Genomic DNA, 21,890 nt, shown 5'->3' on the forward strand with positions numbered 1-21,890 from the left:
TCATGCCCTCCCAAAATCATCCTCCAGTCTTACAATATCATCCTCACCAAAGTAATCACCCATCTGGATTTCAATGAATATAAGCGGGGAATCACCCGGATTTGCAATACGATGAGCAGCCCCTTTCATTATATCGATTGATTCACCTTCTCCAAGATCATAATTATTGTTGTTAAGGGTGACGACTCCCCTGCCTGATACTATTATCCAGTGCTCGGATCTCCTTTTATGAGACTGGAGACTGAGTCTTTTTCCGGGATTCACCGTAATTCTCTTTACCTTGTGATCATCTTTATCTGAAATAATCTCGTAAAAGCCCCAGGGCCTTCTGTCAATTGTTGCCGTTTCTTTTTTGATATTCTCATAAATTCCATAATATGATTCAGTTATATCCGGACTGCTTACAGGAAACGTCCTGTCCAATATTTCATTTGGAACAATAGACATATCTGCGGATGCAAAATAGCATTTCCTGCATGATGTTTTTATAATCTGCAGATCATCATCACTCAGGGAAGTACTTAAGACAGTAAGAAGAGGTATTTTTATCCAGGGATTAAAAACAAGAGGAATTGTCCCTGATTCATTATGTATAATATCACAGTCGGTTTCATAAATGAATCTGGAAAGCTCCATTATATCAATTGGTTCCAGATGATCACGTGTTATATAACTTATTGTATCGCAGCCTCTGCTTTTAAGGCTTTCGATAAGGTTTTCATGCTGCGTATCTTCTTTGATAAGAAAACCTATCTTCATGCAATAACACCCCTTTAATGGAGGTATACTTGGTGATTATAAGAAGGCAAGAAAAAAATAGGGGTGCCAGAGGTACCCCTATTTCCAATCCGATAGTCTTTAGTGCCTACTCGAGTCCAGCCGCCTTAACTACCAGTTCGGCAATATCATAGCTCTGAAGTTTTTCTTCAAATCCGAGCTCTTTGATACCGTCTGAAATCATTGTGAGGCAGAATGGACATGCGGTACAGACAGTTTTTGCTCCGGTGGCAAGAGCTTCCTGTGTTCTCTTCTGGTTAATACGTGTTCCAAGATGCTCTTCCATCCACATTCTGCCGCCGCCTGCGCCGCAGCAGAAGCTCTTGGCATGATGGCTGGCCATCTCCACCAGAGAACCGCTCTTAAGAGATGTCAGAATATTTCTTGGCTGCTCATATACCTTGTTGTAGCGTCCGAGATAGCATGAGTCATGAAGTGTAATGTTACCAAGGCCTTCGATCTTTCTGGTCATCTTGATCTTGCCGCTCTTGATAAGGCCGTCAAGAATCTCAGTATAGTGATAAACCTCGAAATCTCCGCCGAGTTCCTTGTAATCGTGCTTCAGCGTATTGTAGCCGTGAGGACACAGGGTTATGATCTTTTTGACATTGTATGCCTTGAAGGTCTCTATATTGGCCATGGCCAGCGCCTGGTAGATGTATTCGTTCCCGATTTTCTTTGCCGAATCGCCGCAGCAGCCTTCTTCCGTGCCAAGAATCGCATAATCAAGGCCTGCTTCATTGAACAGTTTGGCAAGTGCTATTGTGACCTTCTTGTTTCTCTCGTCAAAAGAACCGGCGCATCCGATATAGAACAGATACTCGGCTCCTCCCTTTTCAGACATGAGAGGGATGTTCAGCTCTTTTATTGTCCCGTCTCCGAGGGTTATCGACGTGCAGGTTTTTGTCCAGTCTCCACGGCTGTGTGCCCCGATGCACCACGGGTTGGAATTATTCTCAAAACCCTTGAAGACAACCTGAACTTCAGGCGGAAAATCGGACATCATCATAACCAGGTAACGTCTGAGGTCAATGAGCTTCGGGAACTGTGTGATATAAGCAGGACATGCCTCCACGCATGCCATACATGTCGTACATGACCATAAAGTATCGGGGGATATCGCATCACCGATAAGCTGCGGACCGGTATACTGCTCATCGGGTATCGCCCTCACCTTGCCGTCAGGTCCGATTATAAGTTTGGATTTGGCTTCAAGATGCGCCCTCAGGTTCTGTATGACATCCCTCGGCTTGAGCGGTTTGTCTGTCAGGTTCGCTGGACATACCTCAACGCATCTGCCGCAGCGTACACACGCATCCGTGTCGAATATATCTTTCCATGAATACTCTTCAACATTATGGATGCCGAATGTCTCCGCATTTTCGAACATCTCCGGAGGCATGATCTTGATCTGCGGAACAGCAGCATCGGACTTAAGCAGAATGTTTGCCGGAATAGTGAATATATGAAGCAGTTTGGTATATGCAATTACTACAAAGAAAACAAGTGCGGTAATAAAGTGTACCCACCAGACGAACAGGTGCGTTGATTTAGCTGCCTGTACGCTCATGGCGCTGAATATCAGAGAAAATGCATAGCCAAGATAGTTGGCCCATACATAGCCATTCATCGGATCTCCGGGCTGAACCTCTGTTGCCTGAATGCGAAGTCCCTCTACAAGGAATCCGGTTACTATTATGCCGAGAAGCAGCCAGAGTATCCACTTGTCTTCAGGCTTCTCATCCAGCCATGCGGGTTTCATTATATAGCGACGATAGAGCGCCATGAGAAGGCCTATGATCACCATGAGGCCTGCCGTGTCAGTTACCAGTGAATATGCAATATACAAACCGCCTTCCATGAAATGCCAGTGGAATATCGGCTCGATAATATCGACCTGAAGAAAATCTATTCCGGCCCCTGCAAAGAGAATTACAAAACCCCAGAATATCAGGAAGTGCATTATGCCCTGGAACGGCTCTCTCAATATTTTTTTGTGGCCGAAAACGTCAACAATAGTATCCCAGATTCTTTTTCCGATATTATTAAGCCTGTCCGTTTCCGAACCGGTCGCTTTCATGGCTATCTTCAGCCTGGTCCAGAAACCGCCGACATACATGCCATGAATCATCAGCACAATTGCCACAAGTGCCAGTATGTAGGTAAGCGGCTCAACAATCGGGAATCCGTCTCCCTTAACGTTCCAGAATATCTCCCTTGTGATACCAGAAGTAGCGCTCATATATCCCCCTATAATACTTTGATAATCTCTGCCTTGTTCCCAAAAACCGGGCCACATGTAATTAATTTATGATATTGCATGCCGCCCCGTTTCTGCGAAATAAAAAGGACGGGAAAATTCCCGCCCTTTTTAATTGTTGTTTAAGCTCCCTTTATTTTCTTTACTTCGTTGGTAAGTGCAGGAACAACCTTGAAGAGGTCATCTACAACACCAAAGTCTGCCTTGCTGAATATCGGTGCTTCGGCATCCTTGTTGATTGCCACGATAACCTTGGATGTGCCCATACCGGCCAGGTGCTGAATTGCACCGGAGATCCCGCATGCAATATACAGATTCGGACTTACGGTTTTTCCTGTCTGCCCGACCTGATAACCATGACCGATCCAACCTGCATCAACTGCGGCACGGGATGCACCGATTGTTGCCGTTGGCCCGAGTGCCTTTGCAAGTTCTCTGAGAATACCAAACTCTTCCGGTCCCTTCATACCGCGGCCGCCAGATACTATAATTTCCGCTTCGGTCTGGTCCGGTTCTTTGGTTTCCGCCACCTCAACTGATTTTACAACTGCTTTGATTTTGGCGGCATCAAGTGTAACCGCAACATTTTCAATTGCCCCCGCGCCTGCAGCTTCTGCAGCCATAAAAGAATTAGGCCTTACAGAGATAACCTGCGGGTCTGCTAGACATTCAACCATTGTATATGCCTTGCCGGCGTATATCGGTCTTTTTGCTACGATTTTACCGCCTTCCAGGCTGAGGTCGACTACGTCGGATAAGCAACCTACGCCAAGCCTTGCTGCCAGTGCAGGTGTGAAATCCTTACCCTGTGCAGATGCCGCTATCAGGATAATTGACGGACTGACCTTTGCCACAACTGCTGCAACAGCCTGAACATAGGCTTCTGTTGTATAGTTGGCATATTCAGGTGCATCCACAACAAATATTTTATCAGCGCCGTATTTTGCAAGATTGCCTGCAAGGCCCGCAACACCGGAGCCGACGAGAGCCACTGAAATTTCTCCGCCAAGTGTCTTTGCCTTGCTGGTGATTTCATAACCGGCTTTCTTGAGTTCGCCTTTCTGAACTTCCGCTACTATTAATATTCCTGCCATTGTCCTGTCCTCCTTCCCCTAGATGACCTTTGCTTCTTCGCTAAGGGCTTTAGCAAGTGCTGCTGCCTTAACGTCGGCATCATCACCCTCGATTTTTTTACCGGCCTGGCGGGCGGGCGGAAGGGTCATGTTCTTTATAGCGGTCTTCGCTGCTGCGCCAACACCAAGATCTGCTGCCGTCTTAACATCAACCGGCTTCTTCTTTGCCTTCATAATGCCGGGTAATGATGCATACCTGGGCTCGTTAAGACCCTTCTGTGCCGAGAAAATGGCAGGAAGAGGTACTTCAATAACTGCCTGGCCACCTTCTATTTCCCTTGTTACTATGGCTTTATCTCCTGCTGCTTCGAACTTGACAACCATTGTGATGACAGGGAGCCCGAGCATTTCACCGAGGATTGCAGGGACCTGGGCTGCATCATCATCAATGGCCTGTTTGCCGCACCAGATAGCCTTAACATCTGCCACTCCCTTTATCGCTGCAGCAAGCGCCGATGCTGTAGCATAGGGATCTGCCTTGGCTGCAAAATCGGCATCCTGAATATGAATACCGTTGTCAGCACCCATTGCAAGAGCTGTTCTGATGGTCTCGATTGCCCTGTCCGGACCTAGTGATATAATTGTTATAGTACCAGCTCCGGCCTTTTCCTTCTGTTTAAGGGCCTCTTCCACTGCAAATTCGTCATAGGGATTCATAACCCATTTGACACCGTCCGTAGCAATCCCTGTTCCCGAGCCGTCAATCTTAATCAAAGTCTCGGTATCAGGTACCTGCTTAATGCATACTACACTGTTCACATTAAACCTCCTTACCGTTTATTGGCCTAAAGCCTTGTTTTACATATCTCTGAATTTTGCAGTGCGTTTTGTCAGGAAGGCATCGACACCTTCCACCGCATCTGCGGAAACTTTAACGCGTGCAAAATTTTCAGCCTCGATCTCACATCCGTCTTCGAAGGTTTCCTGATATCCATCCATTACAGAGGTCATGGCGGAAGAAACGGCAATCCTTCCTTTCTTTGCTATTATTCTCGCCAGCCCTTTGGCTTCGTCTATCAACGACGCCAGAGGAACAATCTTATTTACCAGACCTATAGATAATGCCTCCTGGGCATTAACCGGTGAACCTGTAAGAATCATTTCCAGACCTTTAGCCTTTCCAACGATCCTCGGCAGTCTTTGTGTACCTGCAAAACCCGGAATTATTCCCAGATTTATTTCCGGAAGTCCAAGTTTGGCAGAATCTGCAGCTATCCTGATATGGCAGGGCATTGCAATTTCAAGTCCTCCTCCTAATGCAAATCCGTTTATGGCGCATATGACAGGTTTATCCGAACCTTCAATTATATTAGTCATCAACTGTCCGCGTTCAGAGTATTCTTTTGCACCGCCTAATGTCATAATCTGCTGGAATTCCTTTATATCGGCACCAGCCACAAATGCTCTGCCCTTGCCCGTAAGAACAATCACCCTGACAGATGGGTCCGCTATTGCCTTGAGCATGCAGTTAGAAATGTCATTGATCGTTTTGACGCTTAAAACATTCATCGGGGGATTTTCTATTGTCACCAATGCAACCCCATCACCGTCCACTTCATATGTGCAATTTACAAAAATGCTTCCGGTCTTTTCAATGCTTTCAATCGAAGAAGGCAGAGTAAATCTTTCCGGACTGGTTTCAATGGCATACATTTCAGCAATATCAGCTATATTTGACCAGCCTATTACTTCTTCAGCCCAGTGCAGCGGGCCGTATGCCACTTTGGTCGGGAAATTCGTCCCATAAACCATCCCTGTATCTATGTCATGAGCGCCTGCAACACCCTCTTGAGCTATCAGTAGTGCCTCTCTTACCTGTACAGCAAGCAGCCTTTCGGGTTCAAAATCCAGACTGTCCGGCGGGTTTTCTTTCCACAATTTCTTTAAATATTTCTCGACCTCGGAGTTAACTGTCTTGTTGGACTTATCCGAGTAATCATAGAAGCCTTTGCCTGTTTTCTGGCCATACATCTTTTTATCAACAATAATCTTAAGTATGTCCGGAACAGGCGTTCTTTTTCCGAATGCCTCTTCAAGCGTAACGGAAGCATGCATTGCCACATCCAGCCCAACCAGATCCCAGAGTGTAAAAGGTCCCATAGGCATCCCGAATTCAACCATTGCATCGTCAATTTCCTGTATAGTGCCGGAACCGTCCATAAGTGCAAGCAAGGCTTCATTCATGTAGGGAATAAGTATGCGGTTGACTACAAATCCTGGTGCATTCTTGCATTTGATGGCTATCTTGTCGATCACGGTTGCAAATTTCATCATCTCTTCAAGGGTTTCGGCTGAGGTATTCACATCATATATAACCTCAACCAGTTTCATTACATGCGCTGGATTGAAGAAATGAAGCCCGATAAAACGGTCTTTCCTGCTGATCTCTTCTGCTATGTCAGTCAGGCTCAATGATGACGTGTTAGAAGCCAGTATGGTTTTTTCAGGACAGATTTTATCAAGTTCAACGAAAATCTGTTTTTTTAATTTGAGGATTTCGGGAACAGCTTCGATAACAAGGTCAACATCTTTCATATATTCAAGATCGTATTGAACGCCGCCCTTTAACAGCCCCTGTTTCTTTTCAGCTTTATCAGCAGTCAATTTGCCCTTGGCAACGAGCTTGTCATAAACGCTTTTCGATAGGTCCACAGCCTTATCGACAAACTTCTGATCAATGTCTTTTACAAAACATTCAATCCCGACCGAAGTTAGAAGATGGGCAATTGACCCTCCCATTGCCCCTCCGCCGATAACAGCTGCTTTTGTTATGTGCATAAATAACTCCTTTATAAAAAACCCTGTTTATTAAATAGTTAACAAAGTCCGTTTATAAAATAACCGGCAACTTCTATCGCCACATCACGGACATCAAATCTTTTTCTTTTGGATGTAACAAGATATGTGGACAATTCATCGAGCGAACCATATATCGCCCTTGATGCGATTTCAGGTTTAATATCTTTTCTGAATACCCCTCGCTGCTGTCCATCGATAATTATCTCTGCAACTATATTAAGATAAGCAAGAAAATGCTTATTTTTGTACTCTCTCATGAATTTGTTCGATTGTTTCAGTTCAACCTGGATAACCTCGGCCAGTGGTCTGTCCGATTCGACCATTCCCAGGTGTGTTTCGAAAAACCTGATTATCTTTTGCCGGGGATCATCGATCCCTTCAAGCTCGTTTCTTACAAGTTTTATTATTCTTGTGAGCTCTTCTTCAAAAAGAGATATGAGGATATCATCTTTGTTTTTAAAATATAAATATATGGTGCCGTCTGCTACGTGGGCTTCTCTTGCTATTTCCGAAACTTTAGAATTATAAAATCCTTCTTTAGCAAAAACCTGCTTGGCGGCATTCAATATTGTTCTGTATTTTTCTTCACCTCTCATACAGATCCCTTCACCCTGTGCAGAAAATATCGGTAAAATTTCAGAACAGCTAATTTCTAAATCCGGGGGCATGAAATGCCCCCGGCTCCAAAAGTTAAATATTAGTCAAGCTTCTTTCTTTCGTCGACCAGAATATTTACAACATTCGGATCAGCGAGTGTTGATGTATCGCCAAAATCACTGAAGTCAGCGGCTGCAACCTTCTTGAGAACACGGCGCATGATTTTGCCTGAACGTGTCTTTGGAAGGCCGTCCGCCCAAAGGATTTTATCTGGAGTGGCGATAGGTCCGATCTCTTTACGTACGTGATTGATAAGCTCTTTCTTGAGGTCCTCGGACTTTTCCACGCCGGTATTCAACGTAACATAAGCAAAGATACCTTGTCCTTTGATATCGTGAGGGAACCCGACAACTGCTGCTTCTGCAACCTTCGGATGAGAAACAAGGGCGCTTTCGACCTCTGCCGTACCCATTCTGTGACCGGATACGTTTATAACGTCGTCAACACGGCCTGTAATCTTGTAATAACCGAGGTCGTCTCTCTCTGAACCGTCGCCTGTAAAATATTTGCCGGGGAACTGAATGAAATATGTATCTTCAAAACGCTTGGGATCTCCCCATACCCCCCTCATCATTCCGGGCCACGGTCTCTTGATGCAGAGATTGCCTCTTCCTACACCTTCGATTTCCTTGCCGTCGTCATCAACAATACAAGGTTCGACGCCAAAGAAAGGAACCGTTGCCTTTGCAGGTTTAATATCGATTGCACCTGGCAACGGAGTAATCAGAATTCCGCCTGTTTCGGTCTGCCACCATGTATCAACTATTGTGCACTCGCTTCTTCCGATCTTCTCATAATACCATCTCCAGGCTTCAGGGTTCAGAGGCTCTCCAACCGAGCCGAGAATTCTGATTGATGTGATGTCGTGCATATCAACCCACTTGTCGCCTTCTTTTGCAATTGCGCGGATTGCGGTAGGTGCTGTATAGAATATGTCAACTTTATACTTTTCAACTACAGCCCAGAACCTGTCATAACCTGGATAACTTGGAACACCTTCGAACATGATGGATGTAGCTGCGTTCGAGAGAGGCCCATAAACAATATAAGTATGACCAGTTACCCAGCCGATGTCAGCCGTGCACCAGTAAATGTCTTCGTCATGATAATCAAATATATACTGCTGCGTCACTGATGCATACAGAAGATATCCGCCTGTCGTATGCACAACACCTTTGGGCTTCCCTGTTGAGCCTGATGTGTAAAGAATGAACAGAGGATCTTCCGCATTCATTCTTTCTGGTTCGCAGTAAGGTGCTGCATCCTTCATGAGATCATCATACCAGAGGTCACGGCCATCTTTCCAAGCGCATTTAATCTGGTCGCCTGTTCTCTTGACAACTATCATTTTCTCTATAGACGGGCACTGCTCAACCGCCTTGTCAGCATTGTCTTTTTGCGGAACAGCTTTTGCGCCGCGGAATGTACCGTCGCATGTGATAAGGACTTTTGAGTCGCTGTCCACTATTCTATCGCGAAGGGCATCTGCAGAGAATCCACCGAAAACTATGCAATGGATAGCACCTATCCTTGTGCAGGCTAACATTGTGATTGCAAGTTCGGGAATCATTGGAAGATATATTGTTACACGGTCGCCCTTCTTAACACCAAGCTGCTTAAGAACATTTGCGGCCTTGTTTACTTCGCGGTACATATCCATATAACTTAAAGTTTTGCATTCAGAAGGATCGTTTCCTTCCCAGATTATAGCTGCTTTATTCTTCTTTCCGTTTTTGATATGGCGGTCGAGGCAGTTATAGCTGACATTGAGCTCCCCGTCTTCGAACCATTTAACACTTACAGGTGAAGTGAATGACCAGTTCCAAACCTTTGTCGGCTTTTTGAACCAGTCGAGCCTCTCGGCCTGTTTTGCCCAGAATTTTTCCGGATTTTCGATTGAATCCTTGTACATTGCCTCATACTCTGCCTTACTCTTGATGTAGGCCTTTTCCCTGACCTTGGGAGGAACCGGGAAAATCTTTTCGTACATGCTCATGGTATCTTCTGCCATAAAATTGCCTCCTTAATTATTGGTTTTATTCGCAACGTGCCATCATATAACCGAATGCGACAAGCAGGTCAAGGAAAAATGAATCGTCATTCATATACATCTTTTATGATTATCAGATTTAACAAAAATGACAGCAAATGCCATTTTTATAATCAACATTCAAATGTTTTGTTAAAATAATAGGATATGTTATAATAAGTTTAATAATTAGAAATTGGGGGAAAATCATGAAAAAATTATTCGTCCTGATGATTTCATTAGGAGTTTTATTCTGCATTACATCTCAATTATCTGCAATGGCTATCGACACCCAGATAAATGGTCCGGATGAATTAAAAAACCAGAAAGACGCCATAAACAAGACAGTTGAAACAAGGTGTCTTGCAAACGGTATTGATATTGGAAAATTTAATAATCTCAGTATCCATATAAACAAGCTTGGAGATGTGTATTCATTCGATGCCATTCTTGACAGCGCTCCCCCGAAAGCTTTTCATAAAGATATGAAATCTTTTAATGATTTGACATCAACAATTAATGAAATGATTGCTTCACTTTTCTCTGTCCAACCCCCTTCAACACCTGTGGCTCCCATGGCAAAAATAAAAGATACCAGACTGAATTTTAAAGCAACATCGATTGTTATCTTTAATCACAATATTTATGTATCCGGAGGCAATACTATTTATCTTATAAATGATGGAAATGCTACCCCATGGTGGTCATATAAAGGACCGGGCCCGATTTTTCGCATGTGGCCCTATAAGGATACAATCATTGCCCTGATCAGGTACAATGGCGGTTATAATACTGATGTGTTCGTAACCCATCAAATAAAAGACGGAGTTACCATAAACACCTGGACAGGCGTTGTGGTACCCCTTGGAAATGGTCTGGCCAAGGCAGATATAACCATGCCTCCTGATTTATCACAGGAAATCAACAGGTGGTCATCAACAAAGGCTGTTGACGGAGATCCTGACCTTCTGCCTGCATCAATGGATCCTCTGGCCTCCACAAGGGCAGACATCATGCCCTGGAGCAGTGGAAATGAAATCATAACATTCTCAAAATCCAACGGAAAGCTGCTTGTTTTCAGCAAAGACATGAAAAATCCCAAAGAGTCTTCAAAAAGCTGGTGGGAAAAAACCAAAGGGGCTTTCACTCTCTCGGATGTTGACAAGAAAGCTCTCTGGGCATCAGATACACAATTCTCAAGGCTGCCTTTGTATCTGGAACAGATATACATAGAAAAGAAATCAAGTACCTCAGAAGACGCTGAATCCAGAGAGCAGGAAGTGGATTACTTTTTAGCCCCCCGCATTATCGCAGATTCAAATTGCATGTTAACAATTGATAACAATCAGGGGCTCTGGGGCGTGCTCGACAAAGTGACCTCATACAAATCATGCCAGATAAGGGTTTATACCTGGAATGTCAATGATTTCACAGAAACCATTCCTTTGAAATCAACATTGGGCTACTGTGTGGATATTGCCGTAGATGGAGACAAGATTCTAGCGCTGATAGTTACAGACGAAGGGACACTTATCAGAACCGTCGGCCTTAAGGATAATGTTATATAGGCCAGAGGCCTCTTTTAGGCTTCTTCTCTTCCTTTTTGGGCTGTATAACCGGTTCTTCCACAACTTTTATGGTGATATCTCTGCTGAAATCGGGGCAGTTAACACCGCCTGACGATTTGAATTTCTTGTTGCAATCCCCTCTCCATGCACATACCGGACATAATAGTCTATCTCTGCTCATGGAGCTAAAATAGTTTTATAAATTTCTATTGTCAAGAACTGAAAGTCTATCTTCATAATTTTTCAGCTGTAATTTTACAGCAGATCCTCATCAAGAAGAATTTGGTAAACATGCCTGCCAATTGCCAGACACGATGTCAGACCGGGAGATTCAATTCCAATCAGATTAATAAGACCGGGAAGATTTCTGTCTTTCTCATGCCTGATAATGAAATCCTTCGCTTTCTCTCCTTCTGTCTGTATCTTTGGTCTTATGCCTGCCGTATCTGGTGTCAGGTCATCCTCTTCGATAAAAGGCAAAAAATCTTTAACGCCAAGATAGAATTCTTTCTTATGAGAAGGGTCAACATCATAATCCAATGCATCAACATAAAATGCATTCGGTCCAAGACGGGCTTCTCCGGCAATATCTTTAGTTGTATGAATGCCAAGACCCCTCAAATCTTTATCAGGACTCGGGTAGATAAGTCCGTTAATAAGTCGTGCCTTGCTTCTTTTCAGCCTGAAATATTCACCCTTAACCTTGTGAATTCTATAGCCTGATATATCAATATCAATCCCTGCCATGCGTGCAACTTCATCAGCTCCCAGTCCGGCGGCATTAATGACAATCCTTGATCTGAAAGAATATTCAGTGCATGAATCTTTCACCGTACATGTATATCCTTCATTCGATAGCTCAAGAGAAGTCAATTCGGTCTTGTAGATTAATCCGACGGAATTGTTTGAAGCCAGCGCCTCGACAATCTTAATAAAAGAGTGAGAATCTATAATACCTGAGTCAGGAGAATATAATGCGCTGATACCCCTCACATTAGGTTCAATAATTTTCAATCCCTTTTCATCAATCAGGCTTAATCTTTCAACCCCGTTTCTTATACCCTGCTTATGAAGGGTCTCGATTGCATCTGCGCCTGAACCATCGGTTGATATAATCAGCTTTCCAACCTTCAATGCAGGCACTTCGTATTTATTGCAGAATTCATAAAGAAGTTTTGCTCCCTCAACACAAAGTTTTGTTTTGAGAAAGTCCTCAGGATAATATATGCCCGCATGTATCACCTCGCTGCTCCGTGAACTGACACCTCTGCCCGGACCCGGCTCCTTTTCAATTACAACTATGCTGAAGTCCTTTCTCAATGAGAGCGACAAAGCGATACTGAGTCCGGTAACTCCTGCACCTATGATTGCTATATCGACATCATACATATCTTTTTGTACCGGTTATCAGAGCATATCATAAGGGTCTACATCAATCTTTACCTTAAGGGATGAAGGGAATTTCATCTTTCCAAGACTATCAAGACATGAATGCAGTCTGCTTCTGTTCCCTGATAATAAAATAAGGTTCCAGCGGTAAGAATTCCTGAGCAGTTCTATCGGGGCAGGCGAAGGCCCCAGAATATTAACCCCACTTTCTTTGAGCTTTTTCGATGTCTTCTTTGCGTGTTCTTCTGATTCATTTTCCTTTGGCGAAGAAAAAATACATCTTGCCATATATGCAAAAGGCGGGAACCCTGTCTTTCTTCTGATCTCTGTTTCTGAAGAGATCATCGATAAATAGTCATGTCCGGATATGAAACCCATGATCTGGTGTTCGGGTATCAGCGTCTGAAGAATCACCTTTGTGTCAGGTCTTGTCCTACCTGCCCTGCCGGCAACCTGAACGACCTGCTGAAAGGTTCTCTCCGCCGCCCTGAAATCAGGCATATGAAGTAACTGTTCGGCATGTATTATTCCGACAAGAGTCAGCCCGGGAAAATCATGACCTTTTGAAATCATCTGAGTCCCGATGATGATATCAACTTCTCTTTCCGCTATTGCCTTCAAGGCTCTGTTTAGCCTTAAGGGCGTATCTATCTTATCAGAATCCATCTGAAGCAGTCTTGCCTCCGGAATAAGGTTTTGTATTTCTTCAATAACTCTTTCCACACCCAGCCCCACATGTTTCATCTCGATGCATCCGCAACCGGGGCATATCTCGGGCACGGCCTGCGTATGCCCGCAATAATGGCACACCGCAAGCTGTCTGGCTTTATGATAAGTAAGTCCTCTTGAGCATCTTCTGCATTCGAGGATCTCACCGCATCCGGGGCAGATCATCACCGAAGAAAACCCGCGCCTGTTCAGGAAAAGGAGCGTCTGCTGATTCTTATCAAGGGTTCCCCTGACAGCATCAACGAGTTCCCGGGAAAGAACCTCGCTCCGTCCCCGCATATCGATTATGGATATCTCTGGAAGCGAAGCTCTTCCGGTTCTTTCCGTCATTGTAATAAGCGTATGATCGGTCCTCTTTGCCCTTTCGTATGTCTCGAGACTCGGTGTTGCCGAACCGAGTATGACTACTGCATCGGCCTTGCTGGCCCTCATGATGGCAAGGTCCCTGGCATTGTAGGTGACCCCGTCTGATTGCTTGTAGCTCTGGTCATGCTCTTCGTCTATGATAATCAGACCGACATCCGTTAAGGGCGCAAATATTGCCGATCTCGTTCCTATTACGAATCTGGACTTTCCGGAGGTGACTTTGACAAATTCCCTTGACCTGTCATTAGGGCTAAGTCCTGAATGAAATATTGCCGATTCAAATGGTATCCTGCTGTTTATCCGCATGACGGTCTGAGGGGTAAGGGCTATTTCAGGAACCATGTAAATAACCGAACCGCCCAGTGAAAGGGTTTTTATTGCTGCCTCGATGTATACCTCGGTTTTTCCTGAACCCGTCACGCCATGAAGCACTGCAACATGAAACCGTTTTTTCTCAATCAGGTGACCAATTGTTTTGATCGCATGCGCCTGCTCTCTTGTGTGCTCCGGAGGGTTTTCGATATTGCGGTTATGGCCGGCCCTGCCGGCGGATATCTTTTTTAAATCCATGCCTTTCCTTACAAGAGGAGGGAAAGCTAGCTGCATAGTGGCGCCAATCGAGGCATGATAATATTTCGAAGTCCAGGCAAGCAGATCTATTATATCTTCCGGTATAATAGGAGCAGGATCAAGCGATTCGATAACATCCTTCAATCCCTCTTTCTCCTCATTGGTTATTTCAACAACGAGCCCTGTTTTAATGGAATTTCTCAGAGGTACCTTGACCCTCATGCCTCTGGACAGATGAAAGTCCGGAGGAATTTTGTATGACAGGACTTTCGGCATACCTGAGAAAACTACGACCTCTGCGACTTTCATAATATATAAGTATCATTACAATGAATGGCTTGACTACCTTTGTTTTTCCCATTTATACTTGCAGTGTTCGGGCAGGAGGAAAATTCCTTGAAATTAAATATAAATGACATCCTACAGGATCTGAGGGACAGCAACCCGGAAATCAAAAGGATGGCTGCAAAAGCTCTGGCGCAGCACGGCGATTCGTCACAGAATCTTATAATAGAGGCCCTGGAAACAGCTGACAGAGATACTGCAACCATAATATACGACACCCTTTTCGATTCCCCGGGTAATTTTACAAAAGTGTTTTATAAAGGCACAAAAGAAAGAGATCCCCACATCCGCTCCCAATCAATCAGATATCTTTTCAGAAACGGCTCGTTCAAACCGAGTGAAGGAATTGACTGGCTGAATGACCGGGATCCCTATGTAAGGAGAAGGGTGATAAGTTATCTTTCATGGATGAATGACAGATCGAGCCTTAGTACGATAATGCACATCGCCGTCAGGGATGCGGATCCGAAAGTCAGAAAAGACGCACTGAAACTCGCCAGCGTATGGGGAAGAAAAAATGATGCGGGGAATCTCATTGATGCATTAAAGGATAAAGATACCGAAGTAAAAATCCAGGCGATCTGCACTCTCAAGAAAATTACCGGCGAAGACTTCGGCAACCCGACAGGAGCTAGTGAAGATGAGCTTTCCTGGATTGTAGCAAAATGGCAGAGCTGGTGGAAAATTGTCAAGGATGCATAATGGATCAGCCTAAATACACGGCAAAGGAATTTGCCACACTAATCGGAATATCAAAATCACATCTTACGAAATTGGAGTCGGAAGGCAGGTTTCCGGAACCTCAAATAATTGACGGGGTCCGTTATTACTGTCCGCATGAAATCCCCAATTATCTTGAAAAGTTGAAGAAAGGCCCTCTAGTCAAAACAAAAAGAAGGCAGATTTTTCTGAACTTCAAGGGAGGCACGGGAAAAACAACACTCTCAGCCTTTTATGCATTCAGACTTGCACAGCTGGGCATAAAGGTCCTTCTGATAGACCTCGACCCTCAGGGCCACCTCACACAATGCCTTGGCATTTCTCATGATAATTTCGAGGCCACACTCTATAATGTGCTGATTGAACGCATGGACATAAAGGATGTAATAATCGACACGCCCATGCCCAACCTCAAGCTCATTCCGGCAAGCCTTGACCTTTCACCTGTTGAACTGGCGCTTACATCGATGAACGCCCGTGAACTGCGGTTAAAAAAAAGCCTGGCTTCGATTCAAAATCAGTATGATGTCATAGTAATGGATGCATCCCCTTCAATCGGCCTTTTAAACCTTAACGGCATTCTGGCAAGCACGGAACTTTTCGTTCCTGTTCTTGCAGATTTTCTTTCTTATCACGGGCTCAAGATTCTATTCGAGACCCTTTCCGGGATAGAGGAAGATTTTGACTTTATCCTGGACAATATCCATATAATCATTAATCATTTCAATGCGGCGTTAAACATCTGCCAGAGGGCGAAAGAGGCCCTTCAGGAGCATTACAGCGACTACCTTCTTGAGACAATCATCAGACAGGATACGAAAATGGCCGAGGCGGCAAGTATGGGACTTCCCATACATCTGTACACGTCAAAAGGCAGGGGGTCATACGACATCGATTCTTTTATTAAAGAAATTTACCCTGATCTGCCGATTGTCTTTTGATAATTAGGATATTATAATAATTTGATACAAAAAATATTCATGGTTACATAATCTAAAGAGAAGGGAGCAAATTATGAAAGACGGTTTTGACAAGAATGTTGCAGAAAAAATGCCGAAAATTCAGAAAGTCCGCCCCAACAGACCATGGAATATCAATCCTGTCCAACTGCCGGCCCGAACTGAAGAGATTGAGACTGCAACAGAGAAAGAACCGTTTTTCGAACAGCATGAAACAACTGTCACTGCAACACGTGAAGAGCCCCTGGAGATGAAAATTGAAACACCCCTCACGCCCGCTTTCCAGACAAACACAGCTGAAATAAAACAGGCCGAAAAAACAATAAAAGAAATCGATTCCCAGTTTACCAGCATGATGATTGAGAAGAAGGAGGCAGAGCGCCTGCTAGGAGTAAAAGAAAATGCGCTTGAAGATGCATTGAAGGAAAATATCGAACTGAAGCAGCAGCTGTCATCACTTCAGAACACAGCCGAATCTTCCGTTCACCTGAACAGGGAGATCGATTTTCTAAGCGAGCAGATACAGGACGCCAATCTTTATATCCAGGGACTGCTCACCGTCATAAGCGAAAAAGATGCGGCCTTGAGCGAACAGATTGCCCTCAAACAGGATCTGGAGGAAAGGTTCACCAGAATCGGGAATGAGGTGAAAGAAAAGGCGCTTCTCGACGTCAAGGCCGCCATTCTCGAAAGAGACCTTGATGCCGCACATAAAAGAATAAAAGACCTTGAGTCCATTCTCGAATCGGAGACCAGAAAGCGCAAGCCGCTAGAAGAAGAGATCGTCGAACTGAAATCTACGCTGGAACAGGTGCATGCGTCGCTTGCACAGATAAGGCTCAAGGCGAAGCGGGAGGCATATGGACTCTAAGACAAAGCAGAAGGTAAATGACCTCTTCTCTCTTGTCGATGACATATCAGGCGATGTCGTCCTGAACGGTGAAGTCAAGAAACTGCACGATGAACTGGCATCGCTGAAACAGGAACTGGCAAACCTCACAAAAAGACACAATGAACTCGAAAAGGCCTTCCTCCAGAAAAAGGAAGATGCGAAACAGATTAAAAAAGGATTGAAGGAAATCCTTAAAGAGATAGAAGCCTGAGTCTCAGCTTACAATGGTCTGCCGATCTGCAGCAGAATAACATAATCCGCGCTGTTTATATAATCAGGCCTTACAACCGGTACCGCCGCCCCGAACCTGAATTCCGACATAACGCCCCATGCGATCTCCATGGAGGTAACCAGTTCAATGCCTGCCCCCAGTGCGATATCATCTGTTGATACCGTATCGGAACATATCCCGCTGTCCACGAAAGTGCCCAGCTTGAGCCTGTGCAGGAACAGAGGTATCGTCTTATATCCTTTCTGCAGGTTGGCAAGAGGCCAGTAGACTTCGGCTCCTGCCGTGTACGCCTGACCGGCCTCGAACGTATTGGAAGGAAATCCCCTTAAGGGATAGAGTCTTGAGGGCCTTCTGGTGAAGTAACCTTCTCCGACATCCCCTCCCATCCTGAAGGAACCGTGTCCGGGTTCATAACCGCCCCAGGTCTTTGCCGCACTCAGACTGAATACGCTGAATATCTCCTTCCCGGTTCTCAGCCTGAGACTCGCGTAGGCAGAGCTCATTCCTCCTGAATAGTATTCATAGTTAAGGGACGTTCCAAGGCTTCCGAAGATTTTATTGATGCTTACCGCACCCCAGATATCCTCACCGTTATCATCGGGACTTTCGCGGGTGTCCCATCCGAGCCAGTTGCATGAAACGGTAAACCAGTCGTGTTCAACAGGTCTGAAAAAGATTTTTCCTTCAAGCCTCGACTCATCGACACTTGCAATATCCGACGAATAGTCGAGCGGATACCTTGACAGGTTCACACCCAGACCTTTTGCGCTGGCCCCGAGGTTAAAGATGAAATATTCTTCGTAGAAAGAATACCTGAATCCGCCGTTTATTGTATAGTCTGTCGATACATCCCTTCCAAATGTGAGAAGGCCGATCTGAATATCGGACGTGTCGGCATACATATCCGGTATCATCCAGTTGGGGAAAAGGCTGTTGAGCGGATTATACCCTTTTCCCCCGGTTTCATTATAGGAAGAAGACTCATTGCCGGATGTATCATAAGATGGCAAATCATACTTTATCCGTGCTGTGAGTTTGTACTCATCCACCTTCCACCCGTTGTGCACCAGATTAAGGTATTTGCCGCCTCTTGGCATGACTGCCCCGTTCCGGACATCCGTAAGCTGAACCATACCCTGAGCATATATCTGGAATTTGCCTGATATGTCGGATGAATAAACAAGGGTATCACCGTCCCACCACGGGTCCATTTCGGTTGATGGCGCATCGGTGATACGTTCCCAGGACTTGTCATAGACCCATATATCCCAGTTTCCTTTAACATTGGCAGATACGGCGATCCTTCCACCCTCGCTCCTGACAGGACCCGACATCTGAATAGCCCCTTCGGGCCCTGCAATTAACATATCGCTCTTTCTGAGCGTCTCTATGCCCAGTATTTTCCTGAACCTGAAATCGATGAGATAAGGTATATGACCCTTTCGGGTGACGGCTATATCACCCTGACCCGGGTCCCAGACATGCTCCACTTCCGTAATTCTTGATAACCCGTCCATATATGAGACTATGCGGGATTTGCCTTCCCAGTCATATTCCTGAAGCCACAGTGTGCCTCCCTTATCCCTGTATCCGTATCTACTGCATATCGAATTTCTTTCCACGCCCGGATAGACTCCAGAGTTGTTCCAGTAGATGAAGGGTTCCGGCCAGTATCCCTGTATGAACATGCCGGATGCATCTCCATTTTTTACGGCCGCATCTTTCATGAAATCATCCCACATACCGTGCCAGGATTCCCCGAATACCTCCCTGGCCTTGATGTCGATCTCAAGCGGGATGAAACCCCTGCCGTGAACCCTTACGAAATCCATAAGCTTGTCCATCCCGTACTTTTCACAAATCCATTCGATGAACGGTCTGCCGAAAATCCTGTATGAATAATGGCCAGGCCATATTCCGGGATGGTTGCTCAATTTGGCGATATCCGGAGGAAGCGACTCATCGAATATGGCCCTGTCATAAGAATCAATCACTGTCTTTCCGCAATACCGCTTGTACATGAGGCTCGAAAACCCGTCATCGAACCATGGAGCCATAATGGCGTTCGGAGACATCACGACGCCGAATGCATAATACAGGGCTCCCGGCAGGCCCGACCTGACCGCATAGACCGCCTCGAGACACATGCCCTTGAATAGAAAGTATCCCCAGGGGTCTTCTTCCATATAACCGTCATCGAGCACGCCCGGGGCCTTTATGGGTATCCTTATCTCGTAGTGGGGAATCACGTGGACAATGAGATCAGGGGAATCCTTCTTTCCGTCGACAATAACATGCAAGGGCTTTGGAACAATGAGGCCATATGATTTCAAAAAACTTTTGATCGGATCGATTTTTTCAACAAGAGAGTTTGCGATCTTTTCCTCACCTTCGGGATAGTAGACGTAGATTCCGTCTTTTTCGATCGACTGCAAGGCAAATGTATTGCCGCACAGGATAAAGAAAAAAATACATACCAGAAGGATTCTATTCATTCGGGACATTAGGTCAGAATGTCTATATAAACTCAAGCGGAAACAGACCCGGTCATTGAATCGGCAAGCACTACAGTGTCGCCGGGTCTGATGATGCCCCCGCATACCACCTCGGCAAAAACCCCCTCTCTCGGCATTACGCAGTCGCCCACCTGATAGTAGATTTTGCATCTGTCATGACATATCTTGCCTATCCTTGTTATTCTCAGAATCACTCCACCGCCCACCTTAAGCACATCCCCCGGCTTGAGTTCCCAGAGAATTATGCCTTTGATCGTAAGGTTCTCGGCAAAGTCACCGTTTCTGGCATCATAGCCTTTCTCCCTCATCTTCTCGATGCTTTCCCATGCAAGAAGGCTTATCTGCCGCTCGCCGGGGCCTGCATGCGCGTCACCCTTGATACCATGGCAGTTTACTATCTCCGCCTTTTCTACCGGGGATTTTTTTTCGCCTTTGAAAAGGCTCGTGTTTACGGATATGACAATGCCCTTTACGCTATTTTCCACTATCATCTATCCTTTGTGAACGCTCAGTCCCAGACAGTCTTCAGCCGCTTCCTTCACGATCTCCGAGAATGTCGGGTGCGTATATACCGGATCCAGAAAATCGCTTACGGTCATGCCCTTTTTTACGGCGAGAGCCGCCCATGCAATGAGGTCAGTCGCATGCGGTGCCGCTATTGTAACTCTGACCAGCCTGCCTTCACTGTCGGTATAGACATTTGCAAATCCGTCATTGGCCTCGGCGGTTCTGGCCCTGCCAAGCGCCGCTACCGGGAAAGTCCCTTTTTTAAGCCCAGGGGCATCATGTGGCACGGCGCCTACAGATGCTATTTCAGGACTTGTAAATATTATGGAAGGCACGCAGGAATAATCCATCAGGGCATTTCCTCCGGTAATGTTTTCAACCGCGATTTCCGCTTCCCTTGATGCAATGTAGGCAAGCATCCATTCGCCTGTGGCGTCTCCTGCCACGTATACGCCCGGAACGGATGTCCTCATGCCCTTATCAACCTTTATGCCGCCTGAGGCATGCATATCAATCCCGAGCTTTTCCAGGCCTGCAGGCACGACCGGAGACCTTCCCGTGCACCACAGGATTTTTTCGGTTTCTATCACCTCTGTTTTTTCACCCGATTCGACAGTGGTGTTGAACAACTCTCTTTTTTCGATACCTTTAACCAGTGCTGAAGTCAGAAAGCGGACACTTCTCATCGTTTTGAGAAGAAGCCGGGACACATCCGGTTCTTCTCCGGGCAGAATCCTGTCGAGCGCTTCGACGACAGTTACCTGAACACCAAGGGCAGAGAATATCCCTGCCATCTCCATGCCGATGACACCACCTCCCACTATCAGCAATGTCCGGGGAATCTCTTTCACCGAAAGAGCCTCGTTGCTGGTCCATATACCGGGCACGTCAAACGGACACGGCTTGGGTTTCGAGCCTGTGCATATCATCAGGTTGTCGAATTTATAGATATCATCGCCGATCATTACTTCGTCGCTTCCGGCAATGGCTGCCTCGCCTTTAATAAGCTCAACGCCGTTCGTCTTCAGAAGCAGTTCGATGCCTTTGGAAAGTCTTGAGATGATCCTTTCCTTTCTGCTTAATAAATTTTCAAGGTCGAGCGGTCTTACTTCCGCTTCTATCCCGAACCTCGACGCATTTTTCATTCCTGAAAATAGCTTTACACTCTCGCAATAGGTCTTTGTCGGAATGCACCCCAGGTTCGTGCAGGTCCCGCCAGGTTTACCCGCCTCGGCAAGACCCACTTTAAGCCCTTTTTTCGAAGCCAGTATCGCAGCGGTATATCCGCCGGGCCCGGCGCCTAATACAAACAAATCATACTTGCCTTTTTGCATAAGGCGGCTATATCACATATACGCTTCTCATCAAAAGCGATTTGAAGCAAATTTTTTAAGACCAATGAATAAAGAAAAGCCATTATAAAACCGATAATAGGATTGCAT

Annotated in this window: 17 protein-coding genes; 5 read left to right on the forward strand and 12 right to left on the reverse strand. The window is 45.5% G+C overall.

What is annotated here, in order from left to right:
• The 7 genes from VIS94_15315 to acs all read right to left on the reverse strand — a co-directional run bounded on the left by VIS94_15315 (nt 1) and on the right by acs (nt 9,637).
• Nucleotides 1–759: a phosphomannose isomerase type II C-terminal cupin domain gene (locus tag VIS94_15315; GenBank protein HEY9162446.1), complete on the reverse strand. Its 759-nt coding sequence runs from the start codon at nt 757–759 to the stop codon at nt 1–3.
• A gap of 106 nt (nt 760–865) precedes the next feature.
• The gene (locus tag VIS94_15320) at nt 866–3,019 is read right to left on the reverse strand and encodes a heterodisulfide reductase-related iron-sulfur binding cluster (GenBank protein ID HEY9162447.1); all 2,154 of its coding nucleotides are present in this window, start codon (nt 3,017–3,019) and stop codon (nt 866–868) included.
• A gap of 140 nt (nt 3,020–3,159) precedes the next feature.
• On the reverse strand, nt 3,160–4,131 hold the full coding sequence (locus VIS94_15325; protein HEY9162448.1) for an electron transfer flavoprotein subunit alpha/FixB family protein: 972 nt from the start codon (nt 4,129–4,131) through the stop codon (nt 3,160–3,162).
• Nucleotides 4,132–4,149: 18 nt separating this feature from the next.
• A complete protein-coding gene (locus tag VIS94_15330) occupies nt 4,150–4,929 on the reverse strand; it encodes an electron transfer flavoprotein subunit beta/FixA family protein (protein ID HEY9162449.1) in 780 nt (259 codons plus the stop codon).
• A 39-nt stretch (nt 4,930–4,968) separates the two neighbouring features.
• The gene (locus VIS94_15335) at nt 4,969–6,948 is read right to left on the reverse strand and encodes an enoyl-CoA hydratase-related protein (GenBank protein ID HEY9162450.1); all 1,980 of its coding nucleotides are present in this window, start codon (nt 6,946–6,948) and stop codon (nt 4,969–4,971) included.
• 38 nt (nt 6,949–6,986) lie between these two features.
• On the reverse strand, nt 6,987–7,565 hold the full coding sequence (locus tag VIS94_15340; GenBank protein ID HEY9162451.1) for a TetR/AcrR family transcriptional regulator: 579 nt from the start codon (nt 7,563–7,565) through the stop codon (nt 6,987–6,989).
• Between the two features lie 101 nt (nt 7,566–7,666).
• Nucleotides 7,667–9,637, reverse strand: a complete 1,971-nt coding sequence (gene acs, locus VIS94_15345) for an acetate--CoA ligase (protein HEY9162452.1) — start codon at nt 9,635–9,637, stop codon at nt 7,667–7,669.
• A 227-nt stretch (nt 9,638–9,864) separates the two neighbouring features.
• Here acs and VIS94_15350 point away from each other — a divergent pair, with 227 nt between their 5' ends.
• A complete protein-coding gene (locus VIS94_15350) occupies nt 9,865–11,223 on the forward strand; it encodes a hypothetical protein (GenBank protein HEY9162453.1) in 1,359 nt (452 codons plus the stop codon).
• A 255-nt stretch (nt 11,224–11,478) separates the two neighbouring features.
• Here VIS94_15350 and VIS94_15355 read toward each other — a convergent pair whose 3' ends face one another.
• The gene (locus VIS94_15355; GenBank protein HEY9162454.1) at nt 11,479–12,612 is read right to left on the reverse strand and encodes an NAD(P)/FAD-dependent oxidoreductase; all 1,134 of its coding nucleotides are present in this window, start codon (nt 12,610–12,612) and stop codon (nt 11,479–11,481) included.
• Nucleotides 12,613–12,630: 18 nt separating this feature from the next.
• Nucleotides 12,631–14,586, reverse strand: coding sequence for a primosomal protein N' (gene priA / locus VIS94_15360; protein HEY9162455.1), 1,956 nt, complete (start codon nt 14,584–14,586; stop codon nt 12,631–12,633).
• A gap of 87 nt (nt 14,587–14,673) precedes the next feature.
• On the opposite strand from priA, the gene VIS94_15365 reads away from it, so the two are divergent.
• The 4 genes from VIS94_15365 (at nt 14,674) to VIS94_15380 (ending at nt 17,404) form a co-directional block, all read left to right on the forward strand.
• A complete protein-coding gene (locus VIS94_15365; protein HEY9162456.1) occupies nt 14,674–15,324 on the forward strand; it encodes a HEAT repeat domain-containing protein in 651 nt (216 codons plus the stop codon).
• Nucleotides 15,324–16,283 carry an AAA family ATPase gene (locus VIS94_15370; GenBank protein HEY9162457.1) on the forward strand — a complete coding sequence of 320 codons (960 nt, stop codon included), beginning with the start codon at nt 15,324–15,326 and terminating at the stop codon, nt 16,281–16,283. The genes VIS94_15365 and VIS94_15370 overlap by 1 nt, the downstream gene beginning before the upstream one ends.
• A 73-nt stretch (nt 16,284–16,356) precedes the next feature.
• Complete coding sequence (locus VIS94_15375) at nt 16,357–17,172, forward strand: hypothetical protein (GenBank protein HEY9162458.1); 816 nt, start codon at nt 16,357–16,359, stop codon at nt 17,170–17,172.
• Nucleotides 17,162–17,404: a hypothetical protein gene (locus VIS94_15380; GenBank protein HEY9162459.1), complete on the forward strand. Its 243-nt coding sequence runs from the start codon at nt 17,162–17,164 to the stop codon at nt 17,402–17,404. Before VIS94_15375 ends, VIS94_15380 begins: the two co-directional genes overlap by 11 nt.
• An 8-nt stretch (nt 17,405–17,412) precedes the next feature.
• Here VIS94_15380 and VIS94_15385 read toward each other — a convergent pair whose 3' ends face one another.
• The 3 genes from VIS94_15385 to lpdA are packed head-to-tail and all read right to left on the reverse strand — an operon-like array spanning nt 17,413 to nt 21,782.
• On the reverse strand, nt 17,413–19,920 hold the full coding sequence (locus VIS94_15385) for a hypothetical protein (GenBank protein ID HEY9162460.1): 2,508 nt from the start codon (nt 19,918–19,920) through the stop codon (nt 17,413–17,415).
• A gap of 32 nt (nt 19,921–19,952) precedes the next feature.
• Nucleotides 19,953–20,426 carry an MOSC domain-containing protein gene (locus VIS94_15390; protein HEY9162461.1) on the reverse strand — a complete coding sequence of 158 codons (474 nt, stop codon included), beginning with the start codon at nt 20,424–20,426 and terminating at the stop codon, nt 19,953–19,955.
• Nucleotides 20,427–20,432: 6 nt separating this feature from the next.
• Nucleotides 20,433–21,782, reverse strand: a complete 1,350-nt coding sequence (lpdA, locus tag VIS94_15395) for a dihydrolipoyl dehydrogenase (GenBank protein HEY9162462.1) — start codon at nt 21,780–21,782, stop codon at nt 20,433–20,435.
• Nucleotides 21,783–21,890: the final 108 nt, after the last annotated feature.

Source organism: Desulfomonilia bacterium, from assembly GCA_036567785.1.
Lineage (GTDB): Bacteria > Desulfobacterota > Desulfomonilia > UBA1062 > UBA1062 > DATCTV01.